Consider the following 15789-nt stretch of genomic DNA (forward strand, 5'->3'; position numbering starts at 1 on the left):
CACGGGCGTGCGAGGACCCGGTAGCGTGAGCCGACGATTCCGACTTCCCCCATACGTAGGAGTCCCGGTGACGCAGCACAGCGGCCAGAACGGCCAGGGCGGACAGGGCGAGGGCCCGCACCTTCCGCAGGCCCGACAGGCGCACGAGGGTGTCGTGCTGCCCGCCGACGGCTCCGAGCCCCTGATGCCGGGCACCTACGGCGACCCGACGCCTCCGGTCGCACCCGCCGGTCCCGCCGGTGCCGCGCCCTGGGGCCAGCCCTGGGGGCCGCAGTCGCAGCAGGCGCAGGACGCGGGTCCGATGCCGTCCTACGAGTGGGGCAGGCCCGAGGCGCAGCAGCACGGTGGCGCCGGGATGCCGCCCGCCCAGCAGCCTCAGGTCCCACACGCTCAGGCCCCGCAGGCACAGGCTCAGCAGCCTCCGCACGTGCCGCAGCAGCCGCAGCCGCCTCACATGCCGCAGCAGGCGTACGGAGCGCAGCAGCCGCAGCAGCAGCCGTACGGGACGCAGCAGCCGCAGCAGTCCCAGATACCGCAGCAGCCGCAGGCGCACCAGCAGCCCCAGCCCCAGCCCCAGCCCCAGCCCCAGCCCCAGCCTCAGCCCCAGCCGCTGCCCCAGCAGTCGCAGGCCCCGCAGCTGCCGCCGCAGCAGATGCCCGGCGCGGGCCCGCTGCCGCCCGCCGCCCCGGCCGGCGCCGCCTACGACGGTGACGCCACGCAGTACATCGCGCCCGTCGCCGCGCAGCAGCCCCCGGCCGCCGCCCCGCTGCCGCCCGAGCAGCCCGCCGCCGACGCCACCCAGTTCCTCGGCCGCGCCGTGAACCGGCAGCCGATGCCGGGCGCCCTGCCCGACGCGGTGCCCGGCGGCCCCTCCGACAGCGAGGCCACCCAGTACATACCGCCCGTCCCCGCCGGCTCCCAGGAGCAGGCCTACGGCGTCCGCCCGGGCGCTCCCGGCGACCGCCAGCCGCCCGCCGAGTTCGACGCCCTCTTCCGTACGGAGCCGGAGGGCGCGGCCGGGGCCACCCAGCAGATGCCGCGCTTCGACCCGCACGCCCACCAGCAGGGCCCGCCGCAGCAGCCCGGCGTCCCGCAGTACCAGGACACGTACGAGCCCGAGCCGTCCCGCCGCAAGGCCCGCACCGGGTCCAAGCTGCCGATGGTCGCGGCCATCGGTGTCGGCCTGCTCGTCGTCGGCATCGGCGCGGGCGCCCTCATCGGCGGCGGGGACACGGACGACGACAAGACCGATCAGACCAAGACCGTCTCCGACGCCTCGTCGGCCCCGGCCGAGCCCTCGCCGAGCGTGGACCCGGCCAAGGAGCAGGCCGTCGCGCTCGACAAGCTGCTCGCCGACTCCAACAACAGCCGCGACTCCGTGGTGCGCGCCGTCGCCAACATCGGCGCGTGCAAGGCCCTGCCCCAGTCCTCCAAGGACCTGCGCGACGCGGCCGGTCAGCGCAACGGCCTGGTGACCCGGCTGAACGGCCTGGCCATCGACAAGCTGCCGAAGAACGCGGAGCTCAAGGCCGCTCTGACCAGCGCCTGGAAGGCGTCCGCCTCGGCGGACAGCCACTACGCGGCGTGGGGCGACCAGGTCGCCGGCAAGAAGGGCTGCCAGAAGGGCCACGCCCGGCCGACCCCGCAGCGCCGCGCCGGCGACCGGGCCAGCGGGACGGCCTCCACGCAGAAGAACCAGGCCGCGAAGCTCTGGAACGAGATCGCGGACCAGTACCAGCTGACCCGCCGCACCGCCGTCCAGCTCTGACGCTGACGGGACGGCGGCGGGCCGGGCGTCACTCTGCGCGGTGGGTCAGGAGGCCTTCGCGAGGGTCTGCGTCAGGTCCACCGCCGTCTTCCGGGTCGCCACCAGGCGGCCCCTCTCCACCCGCTGGAAGGTGACCCGCGCGTTGACCAGGCGCGGGAAGTCACCCGCGTCGGACATGTGGTCGTAGCCCCAGCGCAGCGGCGGGGTCAGTCCGCCCGTGTTCACCTGAAGGCCGTCGTCGAGCGCCGAGCTGACCGCCCGCGCCGTCACCTCGCCGTCCCCGAGCGATCCGACGGCCTGCCGCAGCACCTCGTACGCGATCCAGGTGGTCTGCACGCCCGCGTCCGCCGGGTCGATCCGGTTGTCGTCGAAGGCCTGCTCCTTGATCACGCGCTTCATCGGGTCCCAGCGCGCGTCGTCCGCCGCCGGGTACCAGCCGGTCACGTAGGCGCCCTCGTACGGGCTGCTCGCGCCGCCGGTGCGGTTGATCGTGGACTGGTCGATGCTGCCGAGGACCGTCGCCGTGCGCACCGCCGGATAGCTCGCGCGCAGCCGGCGGAAGGAGTCGAAGAACGTGTTGGTGCGCTCGCCGAGGACCGCCGCGACGCAGCCCTCGCGGCCGAGCCCGGCGGAGCTCGCCGTGGTCAGGGCCTCGCGGGCCTTGCCGCCGTAGTCGGTGGCGTCCTCGGGCGCGCGCAGGTCGGCGACCGCGCTCCGGTCGCGCTCGGCGAGCCCCGCGTTCAGGAGCGGCACCAGTTCGTCGCCCGCGATCGTGTCGGGGCGTACGAGGACGGTGCGCGCGCAGCGCTCGGCGAGCTGCCGCCCGTTCCCGGCGAGCAGGGCGGCCTGGCCGCCGTTGACGGGGTAGGACAGCGGGCTGGTGAACTCGGCGTCCGTCGTCCCGTACCCGCCGATGTACGGGATCCCCGCGGACTCCAGCGGGGACAGGAACGCCCGCCCGTGCTGGCTGTACGAGCCGACGACGGCGACGGCGCCCGCGTCGGCGGCCTTGCGGGCGCACTTCGCGGCGCCCACGCTGTCGTCGTGGTCGTTGCAGGTCAGGACCCGGAGCTTGCGTCCGCCGAGGCCGCCGTGCGCGTTGGTCCAGCGGGCGTAGGCGCGGGCCATGGCGGGCATTCCGGGCATGTTCGTCGCGTCGGTCTTCTCGGGTGCCCAGGTCATCACCGTCACGGTCCGATCCCCGGAGCCCCCCGTGGCTCCAGGGATCAGGCCGCAACCGGCGACCAGGGCGCCGCCCGTGACGACGGCGGAGAGAGCGGTGAAGGTGCGCTTGATGGAGGTGTGTCGCCGGCCGGTCATGTTCCTGCACGATTCCGCCGCATGCCTAACCGGCCGGTGACCTGCGGTCAACGGTCGGTGACGCGGAGGTGAATTGCGGGGGCCGATCGGGCCGCCGCGGCCCGGGACGTACGATCGATGACCGTGCAAAGCTCGGAGAACTCTTCCCGCCGCGGCCGTCGCTCCACGAAAATGGGCGGCATGCCACTCAACGACATGCCGTGGTGGCGCTGGCGCAGCAATGTGCGCTCCGCGCTGCACATGCTCTCGGACCCGGTCTTCCAGCGGGAGGTCTGGCTCGCCGGTGTGGACGGGTACGGGGACGTCACCGATGCCGTGTACCGCCTCGTCGAGGACACCTGGCTCGACAACTGGTCCGCCGAGAAGTACGTGGGGACGATCTTCCGTGACGCGCAGGAGGCCGTGCTCGTCGACGCGGCGGTGCTGCGGGTGCTGCGGATCATGCACCAGGTCGGGCCGGACGCTCCCGTCTCCGCGTATCTCGATCACCCGGAGTGGGCCGAGGCGGTGGCCGCGTCCCGGGAGGCGCACCTTCGGCTCGCCGTGAGCGACGGGGACGATCCCGACGCGGTTCCCCGCACGCTCGAGGTGCTGCGGATCATGACGCGGGCGGCTTAGAGAGGCTCCAGGCGGCTCGGAGCGGTCGCCGGGGGCCGGCCCCGTGGTCCGTTCCTCGGGATGGCGTCTCACCGTCGCCCGGCCTTGTGCGAACCTTGCCTCTATGAATGCGCAGTCCGCACCTGTTTCCGGCTCCGAGCAGTACGTCCTCACTCTTTCGTGCCCCGACAAGCAGGGCATCGTGCACGCCGTGTCGAGCTATCTCTTCATGACCGGCTGCAACATCGAGGACAGCCAGCAGTTCGGTGACCACGACACGGGACTGTTCTTCATGCGGGTCCACTTCAGCGCGGACGCGCCGGTCACCGTGGAGAAGCTGCGGGCCAGCTTCGCCGCGATCGGCGACTCGTTCCAGATGGACTGGCAGATCCACCGGGCCTCCGACCGGATGAAGGTCGTGCTCATGGTCAGCAAGTTCGGGCACTGCCTGAACGACCTGCTGTTCCGGGCGCGGATCGGGGCGCTGCCCGTCGAGATCGCGGCGGTCGTCTCCAACCACACCGACTTCGCCGAACTCGTCGCCTCCTACGACATCCCCTTCCATCACATCCCCGTGACGAAGGACACCAAGGCGGCGGCCGAGGCGCAGCTGCTGGAGCTCGTCCGCTCCGAGGGCGTCGAGCTGGTCGTGCTCGCCCGGTACATGCAGGTCCTCTCGGACGACCTGTGCAAGCAGCTCAGCGGGCGGATCATCAACATCCACCACTCGTTCCTGCCGAGCTTCAAGGGCGCGAAGCCGTACCACCAGGCGCATGCGCGGGGTGTGAAGCTCATCGGGGCGACCGCGCACTACGTCACCGCCGATCTCGACGAGGGGCCGATCATCGAGCAGGAGGTCGAGCGGGTCGGGCACGAGGTCACGCCGGATCAGCTCGTCGCGGTCGGGCGCGATGTGGAGTGCCAGGCGCTGGCGCGGGCTGTGAAGTGGCATGCGGAGCGGCGCGTTCTGCTGGACGGGCGCCGCACGGTGGTCTTCGCGTAGGTCTCGTCGCGGGCCTGCGGGTGTGTGGGGGCTGGTCGCGCCCCAGGTGGTCGCCCCGTACGGCCGTCGCGCGACTGCCGCCCCGGTGGGGGCTGAGCGCGCAGTTCCCCGCGCCCCTGAAATGCAGACCCTTCGGGTCGCATTTCCCCGATGCGCCGACGTCCCCCTGGAGATCGCGCACGAAGTGCGCATCTCCAGGGGCGCGGGGAACTGCGCGGCCAGCCCCCACCGGCCGGTGGTCGCGCGGCCCGCGCAAGGGGCAGCCACAGTGGGCGGGGCCCGCACCTACATGCGGCTCAGGCCCGCCGTTGCCGACAGGACGGACATGATGGCCGTGCGGTCGCCGACGGAGCCGGCCGCCGCCTCGGCCGGAGGCACCCGTCCCGCGGCGAGGCGACAGAACTCCACCCCGTCCAGGGCGACATGCGCCACCTCGTCCGCCCCCTCGATACCGGAGGCGTCGAGCGGGATGAGCCACTGACCACCCCCGGCCCCCTCGACCTCCAGCCGCAACACCCGCCCCGAGGCCTCCCGGTCCCGGTCCCGCCCCCGCTCGGCAAGAGCATCCGGCAGCATCCGCGCCGCCAGATCGATCATCCGGTGCAGATGCTTCGGCGCCGGCGCCTCGTACGGGTAGTCGACCGCGTCCGCGATGTCCCCCGCGTGCACCCAGCACTCGAACGCCCGGTCCGCCATCGCGTCCCGCAGCGACAGCGTGAAGTCACCGTACGAGATGGGGAGTTGCCCCGAGCCGCCACCGCCCTCCGCGTCCGACCCGGCGAACGACACGGTGCGGATCAGCTCGTGCGCCTGCTCCCGCCACGGCGCCCGTACCGCCCGTGTCGGCGGGAAGTGCGAGGCCTGCCAGAGCGCCTCCGTGCGCGCGGCGGGGCCGAGCGCCTGCGGCGGGGCGGGCGGGCCGAGCGGGTCGTCGAGGCCGAGGGCGCGGGCGACCAGGCCGTCGACGCTGATCAGATGCGCTATGACACCCGCGACGGTCGTCTTGCGGCTGAGCTGCTCGTCCCCCTCGTACCAGCGCAGCCGCACCGGCGCGTGCCACTCCCCGTCGCCGAAGTCCTTCAGGAGCGCGTCGAGACGGGCGGTCTCCGCGTCGAACGGCGTCGCCCAGGACGGGACCGGGATGCGGGCCGGGCGCCGGGCGAGGCAGCCCTCCAGGACGCGGGCCCGCAGCAGCGGGTCCAGGTCGAGGGACTCGTCGGCGTGCAGCAGCCCGACCGCGTCCCGCAGGCGCAGCGCCTCCTCGGCGCAGGCCCCGCAGCCGCCGAGATGGTCCTCGACGGCGGCCGCCTCCTCGGGCGAGCAGGCGGCGAGGGCCCAGGCGCCGAGCAGCGACTTGAGGACCCGGTGCTCGAGCACGAGCGGCTCCGGTGCGGGCAGGTCGGGCAGCGGGCGCCCGGTGTCCTCGACGGAGGAGCGCGGCGTCGGTATGCGGGCGGCACCGCCCCGGGCCCCGCCCGCGCCGGACCGGCCCTCGGGCTCGTCGTCGCGCGGGTCGTAGGAGTCGAAGCGGTCCGGGCCGCCGGCGCCGCTCACGCGGGCCTCCCGTAGCCGCCCGGCGGGATGCCGCTGTCGTGGGCCGTGGAGAGCAGCTGCAGGCCGAGCCGGAGCCGGCGGCGCGCCTCGTCCTCGGTGACGCCGAGGTCGGCGGCGGTCTGGCGGTAGTCACGCCGCTGGAAGTACGCCAGTTCGAGCGCGGCCCTGAGCGGGGCGGGCATCGAGGTCACGATGTAGTCCGCGCGGGCGGCCGCGGAGGCGCGGCGCACCTTGCGCTCCAGGTCCTCGGTGGTGCCGCAGCCGCTGCGCACCAGCGCGGCCGACTCGGTCTGGCGCAGCCGCTGCACGGCCTGGCGGTGGGCGAGCGTCGCCACGAACGAGCGCAGCGGGCCCTGCCGCGGGTCGTACGCCTCCGGGTTCTCCCAGACGCGGGTGAAGACCTCGCGGGTGATCTGGTCGGCGGCGTCCTCGTCGTCCAGGACGCGGTGGGCGAGGCCGTGCACCAGGGATGCGAAGCGGTCGTAGAGCTCGCCGAGCGCCGCGGCCTCGCCGTGCGCGAGCCGCTGCTGCATCCTCCGGTCCCAGCGGGACGGAGTGTCCTTGGGCATGAGGCCCCCTCACCGACTGCCCGTCGTGCCGTGCCGTTCTGTGCCGTGTACCGGTCCTGTACGGGCACCTGTACTGCCTGCCTGCTACCCAAAGGTAGTCCGGCACACCGCCTGAGCATGCGCCTTTACCGCATTGTGCGCTGTCCTACGGCAGGCGGTGATAAAGAGCCCGGGCCTCCGGCGAAGTGTGACCGAATCGGGCGGGTTGTGGGCGGCTGGGGTCCAAGCAGCTCATATGTGATAGGCCTGCAAGGGTGTCGGTGGGGTTGCCCGGGGGAGTTTCGGCCCGCGTGGGGCAGGGCAGCCGCGCAGGAAGAACGTAGGAGCAGGAAGGCGTGGCGTGTGTCGCTCAGGGTGAATGAGGGAGTGCGAGGCGACTGGGCCGTCGTGTCGGTGTCCGGCGAGATGGACCTGGTGACGTCCCCGGCGCTGCGTCAGCGGGTGCACGATGCCGTGGCCGACGGCCGGCGCAGTCTGGTCCTGGACCTCTCCGACGTGCTGTTCTGTGACTCCAGCGGGGTCGGCGTGCTGATCGCCGCCCGGCGGCTGATCCGCTCCTGCCGGGGGCGGCTGCGGCTGATCCTGCCCGCGCAGGGGGCGGTGGACGGTTCGCATGTGAACCGTGTTCTCGGGGCGCTCGGTGTGCGCCGGCTCTTCGACGTGTACCCGGATGTGGCCTCCGCCACGGACGATGGGGCCCAGCCGCTCTCGGCCTGAGGTCCTGGCCGGAAATCGGCCCTGCTCCGGACCGCCCTGTCGGTCTTACGTCCCGGATTCTTCCCTGTCTTGACACAACCCCCGCACTTCGGCGTCCCGGTGCGGCTCTTCGTCGTACGCTCCGATGCGGAGAACCCCACCCCACCGATGCGAGAGGCGGCCCATGAGCATGGACGAGCGGAGGATCGCTACCCGGTTCGCCGGCTTCGACCAGGACGGGAACGGTTACATCGACCGCGAGGACTTCACCGTCGCGGCGAAGGCGCTGCTCGCCGAGTTCGGGGTGCCGGCGCGCTCCGAGCGGGGGCAGGCGCTGTTCGCCGGGGCGGAGGCGTTCTGGCAGGGCATGGCCGGAATCGCCGATGTGGACGGGGACCAGCGGGTGACCCGGGAGGAGTTCGTCACCGGGGCCGTGAAGCGGCTGCGGGACAACCCCGGGCGGTTCGCCGAGATCGCCCGGCCGTTTCTGCGCGGGGCGATCGCCGTCGCCGGTGGGGCCGGGGATCTGGACCGTGGGGACGCGGAGCGGGTGTTGAAGGTGCTCGGGGTCGAGGCGGGGGTGGCTTCCGCGGCGGTCGCGGCGCTCGATGCCGACGGGGACGGGCGGATCTCGGAGGACGAGGCGGTGGGTGGTTTCGCCCGCTACTTCACGGTCCCCGAGTAACCGGGTCCCCGGCGCCGCCGTAGCTCCGCCGCTTCGTGGTCGGGTACACGTGTCGTCGTGGTTGCTCGCGCAGTTCCCCGCGCCCCTGAAGGCACACTTCGTGCGCCCCAGGGGCGTGTTGGTTCGCGCCCCGCGACGGAGTCGCTGATCGGATACAGCCCCGCGCCCCTGAAGACACGCTTCGCGTGTCCCAGGGGCGTGTTGGTTCGCGAGCCAGGGTCTAGGACGTGAACTGTTCTCGGAGTTTGTACTTGAGGGTTTTGCGGAGGGTTTCGTTGCGGGGGAGGGTCGGGAGGATTTCTAGTTGTTCGGGGAGTTTGAAGGTGGAGAGGCCCTCGGCGCGTAGGTAGGCGGTCAGGTCGGGGAGGGTTGGTTCGGGGGCGCTGGGGCGGAGTTCGAGGACGGCGCAGACGCGTTCGCCGCGTTCGGGGTCGGGGAGGCCGATGACGGCCGCGTCCTGGACCGCGGGGTGGGCGTGGAGGAGGTCCTCGATCTCCTTCGCGGAGATGTTCTCGCCCTTGCGGATGATGATGTCCTTCGCGCGGCCCGTGAGGACGAGGTGGCCGGTGGGCAGGACGTGGCCGAGGTCGCCGGTGACGAGGTAGCCGTCGGCGTCGAAGGCCTCCGCGCTCTGGGCCGGGTTCAGATAGCCCTGGCAGACGGCCTCGCCGCGCAGGCGGACCTCGCCGTCGACCCCGGCGGGCACCTCTTTGCCGTCTGCGTCGACGATCCGGATGGACATGCCCGAGGGCGGGCGGCCCTCGGTGGTGGCCAGGTTGTCGGCCGTGTCGTCCGGGGCGCCCATCGTGATCATCGGGACCTCGGTCATGCCGTACCCGTGCGTGAGCTGGACGTCCATCTCGCGGACCACGGAGTGGTAGATCTCGGGGGGTTTCGGTGCTCCGCCGCCCGCCAGGAGGCGAAGGGTCGGGATCAGTTTTTCGGTCGGCGCCTTGCGCTGCTCCGTCAGGAACATGGAGTAGAAGGCCGTCGAGCCGCCGGCGACGGTCACTCCGTGGCGGCGGTACTCCTCCAGCGCGTCGGGCAGCGCGAACTGCTCGAACATGACGGCCGGGAAGCCGTACAGGAGCAGCATCACCGTGTAGTCCGGGCCCGCTATGTGCGCGTACGGGAACGCCATGGAGCCCACGTCGGACTCGGTGAGGTGCAGGGCGTGGGCGAGGCAGGAGCCGCCCGCGATGAGGGAGCGGTCGGTGTGCAGGACGCCCTTGGGGTCGGAGGTCGTGCCGGAGGTCCAGTAGATCCAGCGGACCGTCGTGCCGTCGGCGGGCGGCGGCGGCAGGACCGAGGGGTCGGCCTCGGGCAGGTCCGCGTAGGCCTCGAAGACGCCGCGCGCACCGAGCCGGTGTGCCATCGCGGTGTGGTCGAAGCCGCGCCACACGCCCGGGGTCGCGAAGAACTCGGCGCCCGACTCGCGCAGCGCGAAGCCGACCTCGCGGTCCCGGTAGAAGGGGATGACGGGGCTCTGGACGGCGCCGAGGCGGGCCAGGGCGAAGGAGAGCAGGGCCGTCTCGATGCGGGTGGGCAGCTGCCAGGCGACGACGCTGCCGGGGCGCACCCCGCGCTCGTACAGGCCGGCCGCGACGCGCTCGGCACGGTCCCTGAGCTGCCCGAACGTCAGGGTGCGGTCGCCCTGGATCAGGACGGGCCGGTCTGGGGTGAGGGCGGCGCGGCGCTCGACCAGCTCCCACAGGGTGCGGGCGGCCCCCAGGGCGTGTGCGGTGTCCGTCATGTGCGTGACCCCCTGCGAACGAGAACGAGAACGAGAACGAGAACGAGAACGAGAACGAGAACGAGAGCGAGAGCGAGAGAGAGGCAACCGGGGCGACTGGCCCCGCCGGACTCAAGCTGACGGGGAGTCAGATACGGGGCAGAGCGTAAGCCCGCGCTTCTTGTCGGTCCAGGGGTGCGGGGCTAGCCTTCCATCTGACGGGTCATCAGATATCGGGCCAGCGGGCCACCGGAGCTGAGGGGTTTTCCATGACGGAACTGCCGCGCATCGTCAGTGTCGACGACCATGTGATCGAACCGGCCCACCTCTTCGAGACCTGGCTGCCGGCGAAGTACCGGGACCGCGGACCGAAGGCGCTCACCGCGGGCATCGGTGAGCTCGCGTACGTCGCCGGCAAGTACCAGATCACGATGGACCCCGACGGCCCGCCCACCGACTGGTGGATCTACGAGGACCTGAAGTTCCCGTACAAGCGCAACATCGCCGCCGTCGGCTTCGACCGCGACGACATGACCCTGGAGGGCATCACCCGGGCCGAGATGCGGCGCGGCTGCTGGGATCCGAAGGCGCGGCTCGCCGACATGGACCTCAACCACGTCGAGGCCAGCCTCTGCTTCCCGACCTTCCCGCGCTTCTGCGGGCAGACCTTCGCCGAGGCCAAGGACAAGGAGGTCGCGCTCGCCTGCGTGCGCGCCTACAACGACTGGATGGTCGAGGAGTGGTGCGGCGACAGCGGCGGCCGGCTCATCCCGCTGTGCATCATCCCGCTGTGGGACATCGACCTCGCCGTCGCCGAGATCCGCCGCAACGCGGCCCGCGGCGTGCGCGCCGTCACCTTCTCCGAGATCCCGACCTACCTCGGCCTGCCGTCCATCCACTCCGGGTACTGGGACCCGTTCTTCGCCGTGTGCCAGGAGACCGGCACCGTCGTGAACATGCACATCGGGTCCTCGTCCCAGATGCCCGCCGCGTCCCCCGACGCCCCGCCCGCCGTCCAGGCCAGCCTCAGCTTCAACAACGCGATGGCCTCGATGATGGACTTCCTGTTCAGCGGGGTGCTCGTGAAGTACCCGCGGCTCAAGCTCGCCTACAGCGAGGGCCAGATGGGCTGGATCCCGTACGCCCTGGAGCGCGCCGACGACGTGTGGGAGGAGCACCGCGCCTGGGGCGGAGTGCGCGACCTGATCCCCGAGCCGCCGTCCACGTACTACTACCGGCAGATGTTCTGCTGCTTCTTCCGCGACAAGCACGGCGTCGCCTCGCTCGACGTCGTCGGCCGGGACAACGCGACCTTTGAGACCGACTACCCGCACGTCGACTCGACCTTCCCGAACACCAAGGAGGTCGCCCTCGACCACGTGAAGGGCCTCGACGACGAGACGATCTACAAGCTGATGCGCGGCAACGCCATCCGCATGCTCGACCTCGACCTCGACAAGTGACGGGGGCGGTCCGTGGATCTCACCTACACCGAAGAGGAAGAGGACTTCCGGGCCCGGCTGCGGGAATGGCTGAGCGCGGCGCTGCCCGCCCTGCCGCCCAAGCCGGCGGCCACCGACTGGCCGGGCCGGCGCGTCTATGACACCGGCTGGCAGCGGCGCCTGCACGACGCCGGGTACGGGGACGTGCACTGGGGCGCCTCCCCGACCACCCGGCTGATCTTCCTGGAGGAGACCGAGAAGGCGGGCGCCCCGTACGTCGGCGCCAACTTCGTCGGCCTGCTGCACGCCGGGCCGACCATCGCCGCCGAGGGCACCGCCGCGCAGAAGGAGCGCTGGCTGCAGCCCGTGCTGCGCGGCGACGAGGTCTGGTGCCAGGGCTTCAGCGAGCCCGACGCCGGCTCCGACCTGGCCGCCCTGCGCACCCGCGCCCGCCGCGAGGGCGACCACTACGTCGTCAGCGGCTCCAAGATATGGACCTCGCACGCCGAGGTCGCCGACTGGTGCGAGCTGCTCGTGCGCACCGACCCCGACGCCCCCAAGCACCGCGGCATCACCTGGCTCGCGATGCCGATGGACGCCCCGGGCATCACGGTGCGGCCGCTGCGCACGCTCGCCGGGTCCACCGAGTTCGCCGAGATGTTCCTCGACGACGTACGGATCCCGGTCGGCAACCGGGTCGGCGAGGAGAACGACGGCTGGCGCGTCACCATGGTGACCCTGTCCTTCGAGCGCGGCACCGCGTTCGTCGGCGAGGTCGTCGCCTGCCGTCGCGTCCTCGGTGAGCTGGCCGCGCACGCCCGTAAGTCGGGGCGCTGGGACGACGCCGTCCTGCGCCGCGAACTGGCCCTGCTGAACGCCGAGTTCAGCGCCCTGTGGCGGCTCACCCAGTGGAACGTGAGCGAGGCGCAGGCCACCGGCGGGGTGCCCGGGGTCGGCGGCTCCGTCTTCAAGCTGCGGTACTCGCACGCGCGCCAGAAGCTCTTCGACGTCGCCGCCGACGTGCTCGGGCCCGCCGCTCTCGACGCCGGTCAGGAGTGGACCTTCGACCGGCTGTCCTCGCTGTCGTACACGATCGCCGCCGGCACCTCGCAGATCCAGCGCAACATCGTGGCCGAGCGCATCCTCGGACTGCCCAAGGGGGGCCGGTAGGCGTGCACTTCCAACTGACCGAAGAACAACGGGCGTTGCGTACGGGCATCCGCGAGCTGCTCGACGGGCGGTTCGGGCGGGACGCGCTGCGCGCCGCCGTGGACCGGCCGGGCGAGCTCGACCGGGACCTGTGGACGGAGCTCGCGGGGGCCGGACTCTTCGGCCTGTGCCTGCCCGAGGACGCGGGCGGCGTCGGGCTCGGACTGCCCGAGGCCGTCGTGGTGTTCGAGGAACTGGGCCGGGCGCTCGTGCCGGGCCCCCTCGTCGCCACGTTCCTCGCGGCCGGCGAGGTGCCGGGCGCCGCGACCGGCGAGACCGTCGTGACCTGCCCGTACGGGGCACTGCTGCCCTGGGCCGACGCGGCGGACGTCGTACGCGGGGACGTGGCCGGGGCCCTGGCGACGGACTCCGTGGACCCGCTCACCCCCCTGCACCGCCTCCCCGACGAGGCGCCCGTACCGCAGGAGGCGACGCTCCTGTACGCGGCCGAGCAGCTCGGCTCGGCGGGGCGCACCCTGGAGATGGCGGTCGGGCACGCCCGGCAGCGCGAGCAGTTCGGGCAGCCGATCGGCGCGTTCCAGGCCGTCAAGCACCTGTGCGCGGACCTGCTCGTGCGGGTGGAGGTGGCGCGGGCCGCCGTGTACGCCGCGGCCGTCACCCGGGATCCCGTCGAGGTCGCGGCGGCCCGGCTGCTCGCCGACGAGGCCGCGGTGCGGGGGGCGCGGGACTGCCTCCAGGTGCACGGCGGCATGGGCTTCACCTGGGAGGCCGACGTGCATCTGCATCTGAAGCGGGCGTGGGCGCGGGCCGGGCTCGCCGGGAGCGCGCGGGACGCGGAGGAGGTGCTGGCGGCGGCGCTGTGACGAGGGTGGCCGGGGCCGCGGTGCGGGGCGGTGTGTCAGGCTCTGGCGTCAGGGCCTGTGCCGTACGGAGAGTGACGGTGCGTCCGATATCGGGTTGTGTCCTTCGCGGGGCTCGTCACGGCATGGAGTCGGCCCCCGGCTCCGGTACCTTGTGGCAGATGCGAGTGGTGCTGAACCCGGGCGTCTGTGCCGGTGTCGCCGGTGAGGTGGCTCCGGACCCCGGGTTGCCCGCCGTTCGCAGTGCAGGGCGGAGCCGCGTGCCCGCCTGTTCGACCCCCCGCGAGACGCGTCGCACAGTATGCCGCACACGTACTCCTTCGCGCTGGAATATGCCCGAAGCGCTTGTTGGGGTGACTGTACGTCAACCATGCTGTGTCGTACGGGGATCACGGTCCGTGATCCCGCTCCGTGGCCAGTGTGGTCAGTGGCGCGAGGCAGAACTCCAACGGTCCCGCCGGATTCGGATGGTGTGAGCGGTGCAGGTGCTTCAGGTTCAGCTGGAGGTCGGGGCCGACCCCGCGGAAGTGGGTCGGGCCCGCAGGTGGGCGCGTTCACGGCTCGCCGGGTCGGGGATAGAGGCCGATGAGCCGGTGGCCGAGACGCTGATCCTGCTCGTGTCCGAGCTCGTGACGAACGCGGTGGTGCACACGGGGCGCCCCGCGGTGCTCCGGCTCGCCCTTCCGGCGGGCTCGGGCGTGGTGCGGGTGGAGGTGGCCGACGTGAGTTCGCGGCCGCCGGCGCCGCGGCACGCGGAGGGCTCCGAGACGAATGGGCGGGGCCTGGAGCTGGTGGATGTGCTGGCGGATCGCTGGGGATGGCGGCCCGAGGGCGTCGGCAAGGCGATCTGGGTGGAGCTGGATCGGTTGGAGCTCGGGGCGTCTTTGGGCGGCGGGACCGTGGTGGGGGCGTCCGCCTGAGGGTGGGGGCGGGTGTGTGTCTGGCGGGTGCGGTTTCGTCGCCGGGTGCGGTTGGTTGTCGGGTGCGGTTCGCCGTGGGCGGGGCGGTCGTATTGCGGGTGCGGGCCGGTGGGGGCTGGTCGCGCAGTTCCCCGCGCCCCTGAAGGCACACTCCGTGCGCCCCAGGGGCTTGCGGGTCGCGCCCCGCGACGGAGTCGCTGATCGGACACAGCCCCGCGCCCCTGAAATGCAGACCCTTCGGGTCGCATTTCCCCGACAGATGGCCGCCGGATGGAGATGGCGCACGAAGTGCGCATCTCCAGGGGCGCGGGGAACTGCGCGACCAGCCACGACGGCGCAGCAGTCGAGCGACGGCCGGGCGTGGCACCCACCCGAGGGGCGCGGGGAACTGCGCGATCAGCCCCCGCGGCGGGAGAGTCGAAGAGCTAGCCCCTCCGGCGATTGAGGAGCGGGGGCCGGGGCGGAGCCCCTGGGGGGAGTGGGTGCCGGTGTCCTAGAAGACGGCCACCGGGGCCACTGGAGTGCCCGTTGCTCCCTGGAAGGGTTCCGGCATGGCGGTCAGGAGGAACGCGTAGCGTCCCGCTTCTCCACAGGCTGTGGACAGGGATTCCAGATTCCAGTTCTGACCCTGGAGCATGCCCATCTCGACGAGGTCGAGGGCGTGGACGGGCAGCCAGAGGTTCTCGATCTCCGGGGGGAAGATCTCGAAGGTCAGGGTGTCGTTGGCGACGGCGGCCACGTCACGGGCGTGGAACCACTCGGGCGTGCGGACGGACAGCCCCGGCGACGGATACCCGTACCCGTGCTTGTCGCCGGCCAGGTAGACCTGGATCTGCCCGGTGCGGACCAGGACGATGTCACCGGAGCGCACCGTGACCCGCCCGAACTCCGCCGCCTCGTCGAGGTCCTGAGGAGTGACCGCGTGGTCACCGGGCAGCCGGTCGAGCCCCTTCGCCGCGGCCACGTCGAGCAGCACCCCGCGCGAGACGATGTGCGGGATCTTGTCGATGCCGCTGAACTCGGAGCCCCGGTGCGCCGTGATCGTGTCGGCGGAGCGGCCGTTGTAGATGCGGCCCGAGTGCGAGACATGGGTGAGCGCGTCCCAGTGGGTGGCCGCCTGGAGGCCCATGGTCACCGCGTCGTCGCTGGTGGCGACGGTCTCGGGGCCGAAGATCTGCTGGTTGATCTGCACCATCGTGTGGAACGGGTTGATGCGCCCGGGGATGAGCCCCGACTGCACGCCGTCCTCCTTGAGGGGCAGCGCGAGCGGCACCCGGCGCCCCGTGCGGACCTCGGCGGCGGCCTCCCGGACCACCTCGTCCGTGACGAGATTCAGGGTGCCGATCTCGTCGGCCTCCCCCCAACGCCCCCAGTTGTTCACGCGTTTGGCGATGTCGTGGAACTCGGCGGGCAGCGGCATCGGGGCCTCCCGGGTCTTGTGTTCCGGTATCTGACGGGTCGTAGAATCCGAAC

Annotated in this window: 14 protein-coding genes; 9 read left to right on the plus strand and 5 right to left on the minus strand. The window is 72.4% G+C overall.

Going from position 1 to position 15789, the window contains the following annotated elements; translation table 11 throughout:
* Window positions 1-67 precede the first annotated feature (67 nt).
* Complete coding sequence (locus ACZ4E1_RS16695; RefSeq protein WP_467539828.1) at window positions 68-1768, plus strand: hypothetical protein; 1701 nt, start codon at window positions 68-70, stop codon at window positions 1766-1768.
* Between the two features lie 45 nt (window positions 1769-1813).
* Here ACZ4E1_RS16695 and ACZ4E1_RS16700 read toward each other — a convergent pair whose 3' ends face one another.
* Entirely contained in the window at window positions 1814-3088 is a 1275-nt protein-coding gene (locus ACZ4E1_RS16700) for an ABC transporter substrate-binding protein (protein ID WP_467539829.1), read from the minus strand.
* Between the two features lie 117 nt (window positions 3089-3205).
* On the opposite strand from ACZ4E1_RS16700, the gene ACZ4E1_RS16705 reads away from it, so the two are divergent.
* Both ACZ4E1_RS16705 and purU read left to right on the plus strand, forming a co-directional pair.
* Window positions 3206-3706 (plus strand): SCO4402 family protein, encoded by a 501-nt coding sequence (locus tag ACZ4E1_RS16705; protein WP_467539830.1) that lies wholly within the window; start codon window positions 3206-3208, stop codon window positions 3704-3706.
* Window positions 3707-3809: 103 nt separating this feature from the next.
* Complete coding sequence (gene purU, locus ACZ4E1_RS16710; protein ID WP_467539831.1) at window positions 3810-4688, plus strand: formyltetrahydrofolate deformylase; 879 nt, start codon at window positions 3810-3812, stop codon at window positions 4686-4688.
* Window positions 4689-4973: 285 nt separating this feature from the next.
* On the opposite strand, the gene ACZ4E1_RS16715 is transcribed toward purU, so the two are convergent.
* Window positions 4974-6242 carry a zf-HC2 domain-containing protein gene (locus ACZ4E1_RS16715; protein ID WP_467539832.1) on the minus strand — a complete coding sequence of 423 codons (1269 nt, stop codon included), beginning with the start codon at window positions 6240-6242 and terminating at the stop codon, window positions 4974-4976.
* Complete coding sequence (locus ACZ4E1_RS16720) at window positions 6239-6811, minus strand: sigma-70 family RNA polymerase sigma factor (protein ID WP_188337555.1); 573 nt, start codon at window positions 6809-6811, stop codon at window positions 6239-6241. Before ACZ4E1_RS16720 ends, ACZ4E1_RS16715 begins: the two co-directional genes overlap by 4 nt.
* A gap of 342 nt (window positions 6812-7153) precedes the next feature.
* On the opposite strand from ACZ4E1_RS16720, the gene ACZ4E1_RS16725 reads away from it, so the two are divergent.
* Window positions 7154-7528 (plus strand): STAS domain-containing protein, encoded by a 375-nt coding sequence (locus tag ACZ4E1_RS16725; RefSeq protein WP_467539833.1) that lies wholly within the window; start codon window positions 7154-7156, stop codon window positions 7526-7528.
* A 169-nt stretch (window positions 7529-7697) separates the two neighbouring features.
* Window positions 7698-8192, plus strand: a complete 495-nt coding sequence (locus tag ACZ4E1_RS16730; protein WP_467539976.1) for an EF-hand domain-containing protein — start codon at window positions 7698-7700, stop codon at window positions 8190-8192.
* Between the two features lie 220 nt (window positions 8193-8412).
* On the opposite strand, the gene ACZ4E1_RS16735 is transcribed toward ACZ4E1_RS16730, so the two are convergent.
* Window positions 8413-9945, minus strand: coding sequence for a class I adenylate-forming enzyme family protein (locus tag ACZ4E1_RS16735; protein ID WP_467539834.1), 1533 nt, complete (start codon window positions 9943-9945; stop codon window positions 8413-8415).
* 248 nt (window positions 9946-10193) lie between these two features.
* On the opposite strand from ACZ4E1_RS16735, the gene ACZ4E1_RS16740 reads away from it, so the two are divergent.
* From ACZ4E1_RS16740 to ACZ4E1_RS16755, 4 genes are all read left to right on the plus strand, one after another.
* The gene (locus ACZ4E1_RS16740; RefSeq protein ID WP_467539835.1) at window positions 10194-11387 is read left to right on the plus strand and encodes an amidohydrolase family protein; all 1194 of its coding nucleotides are present in this window, start codon (window positions 10194-10196) and stop codon (window positions 11385-11387) included.
* Between the two features lie 12 nt (window positions 11388-11399).
* Complete coding sequence (locus ACZ4E1_RS16745; protein WP_467539836.1) at window positions 11400-12536, plus strand: acyl-CoA dehydrogenase family protein; 1137 nt, start codon at window positions 11400-11402, stop codon at window positions 12534-12536.
* Between the two features lie 2 nt (window positions 12537-12538).
* Window positions 12539-13399, plus strand: a complete 861-nt coding sequence (locus ACZ4E1_RS16750) for an acyl-CoA dehydrogenase family protein (protein WP_467539837.1) — start codon at window positions 12539-12541, stop codon at window positions 13397-13399.
* Between the two features lie 476 nt (window positions 13400-13875).
* The gene (locus tag ACZ4E1_RS16755; RefSeq protein ID WP_467539838.1) at window positions 13876-14316 is read left to right on the plus strand and encodes an ATP-binding protein; all 441 of its coding nucleotides are present in this window, start codon (window positions 13876-13878) and stop codon (window positions 14314-14316) included.
* Between the two features lie 493 nt (window positions 14317-14809).
* Here ACZ4E1_RS16755 and ACZ4E1_RS16760 read toward each other — a convergent pair whose 3' ends face one another.
* On the minus strand, window positions 14810-15736 hold the full coding sequence (locus ACZ4E1_RS16760) for a cyclase family protein (RefSeq protein ID WP_467539839.1): 927 nt from the start codon (window positions 15734-15736) through the stop codon (window positions 14810-14812).
* Between the last annotated feature and the right edge of the window lie 53 nt (window positions 15737-15789).

Source organism: Streptomyces sp. NPDC025806 (assembly GCF_055558275.1).

Coding starts and splice junctions, on each gene's coding strand:
- ACZ4E1_RS16760 (WP_467539839.1), bottom strand. CDS start 15,736: ATGCCGCTGCCCGCCGAGTTCCACGACATCGCCAAACGCGTGAACAAC.
- ACZ4E1_RS16705 (WP_467539830.1), top strand. CDS start 3,206: ATGACCGTGCAAAGCTCGGAGAACTCTTCCCGCCGCGGCCGTCGCTCC.
- ACZ4E1_RS16740 (WP_467539835.1), top strand. CDS start 10,194: ATGACGGAACTGCCGCGCATCGTCAGTGTCGACGACCATGTGATCGAA.
- purU (WP_467539831.1), top strand. CDS start 3,810: ATGAATGCGCAGTCCGCACCTGTTTCCGGCTCCGAGCAGTACGTCCTC.
- ACZ4E1_RS16700 (WP_467539829.1), bottom strand. CDS start 3,088: ATGACCGGCCGGCGACACACCTCCATCAAGCGCACCTTCACCGCTCTC.
- ACZ4E1_RS16735 (WP_467539834.1), bottom strand. CDS start 9,945: ATGACGGACACCGCACACGCCCTGGGGGCCGCCCGCACCCTGTGGGAG.
- ACZ4E1_RS16730 (WP_467539976.1), top strand. CDS start 7,698: ATGGACGAGCGGAGGATCGCTACCCGGTTCGCCGGCTTCGACCAGGAC.
- ACZ4E1_RS16720 (WP_188337555.1), bottom strand. CDS start 6,811: ATGCCCAAGGACACTCCGTCCCGCTGGGACCGGAGGATGCAGCAGCGG.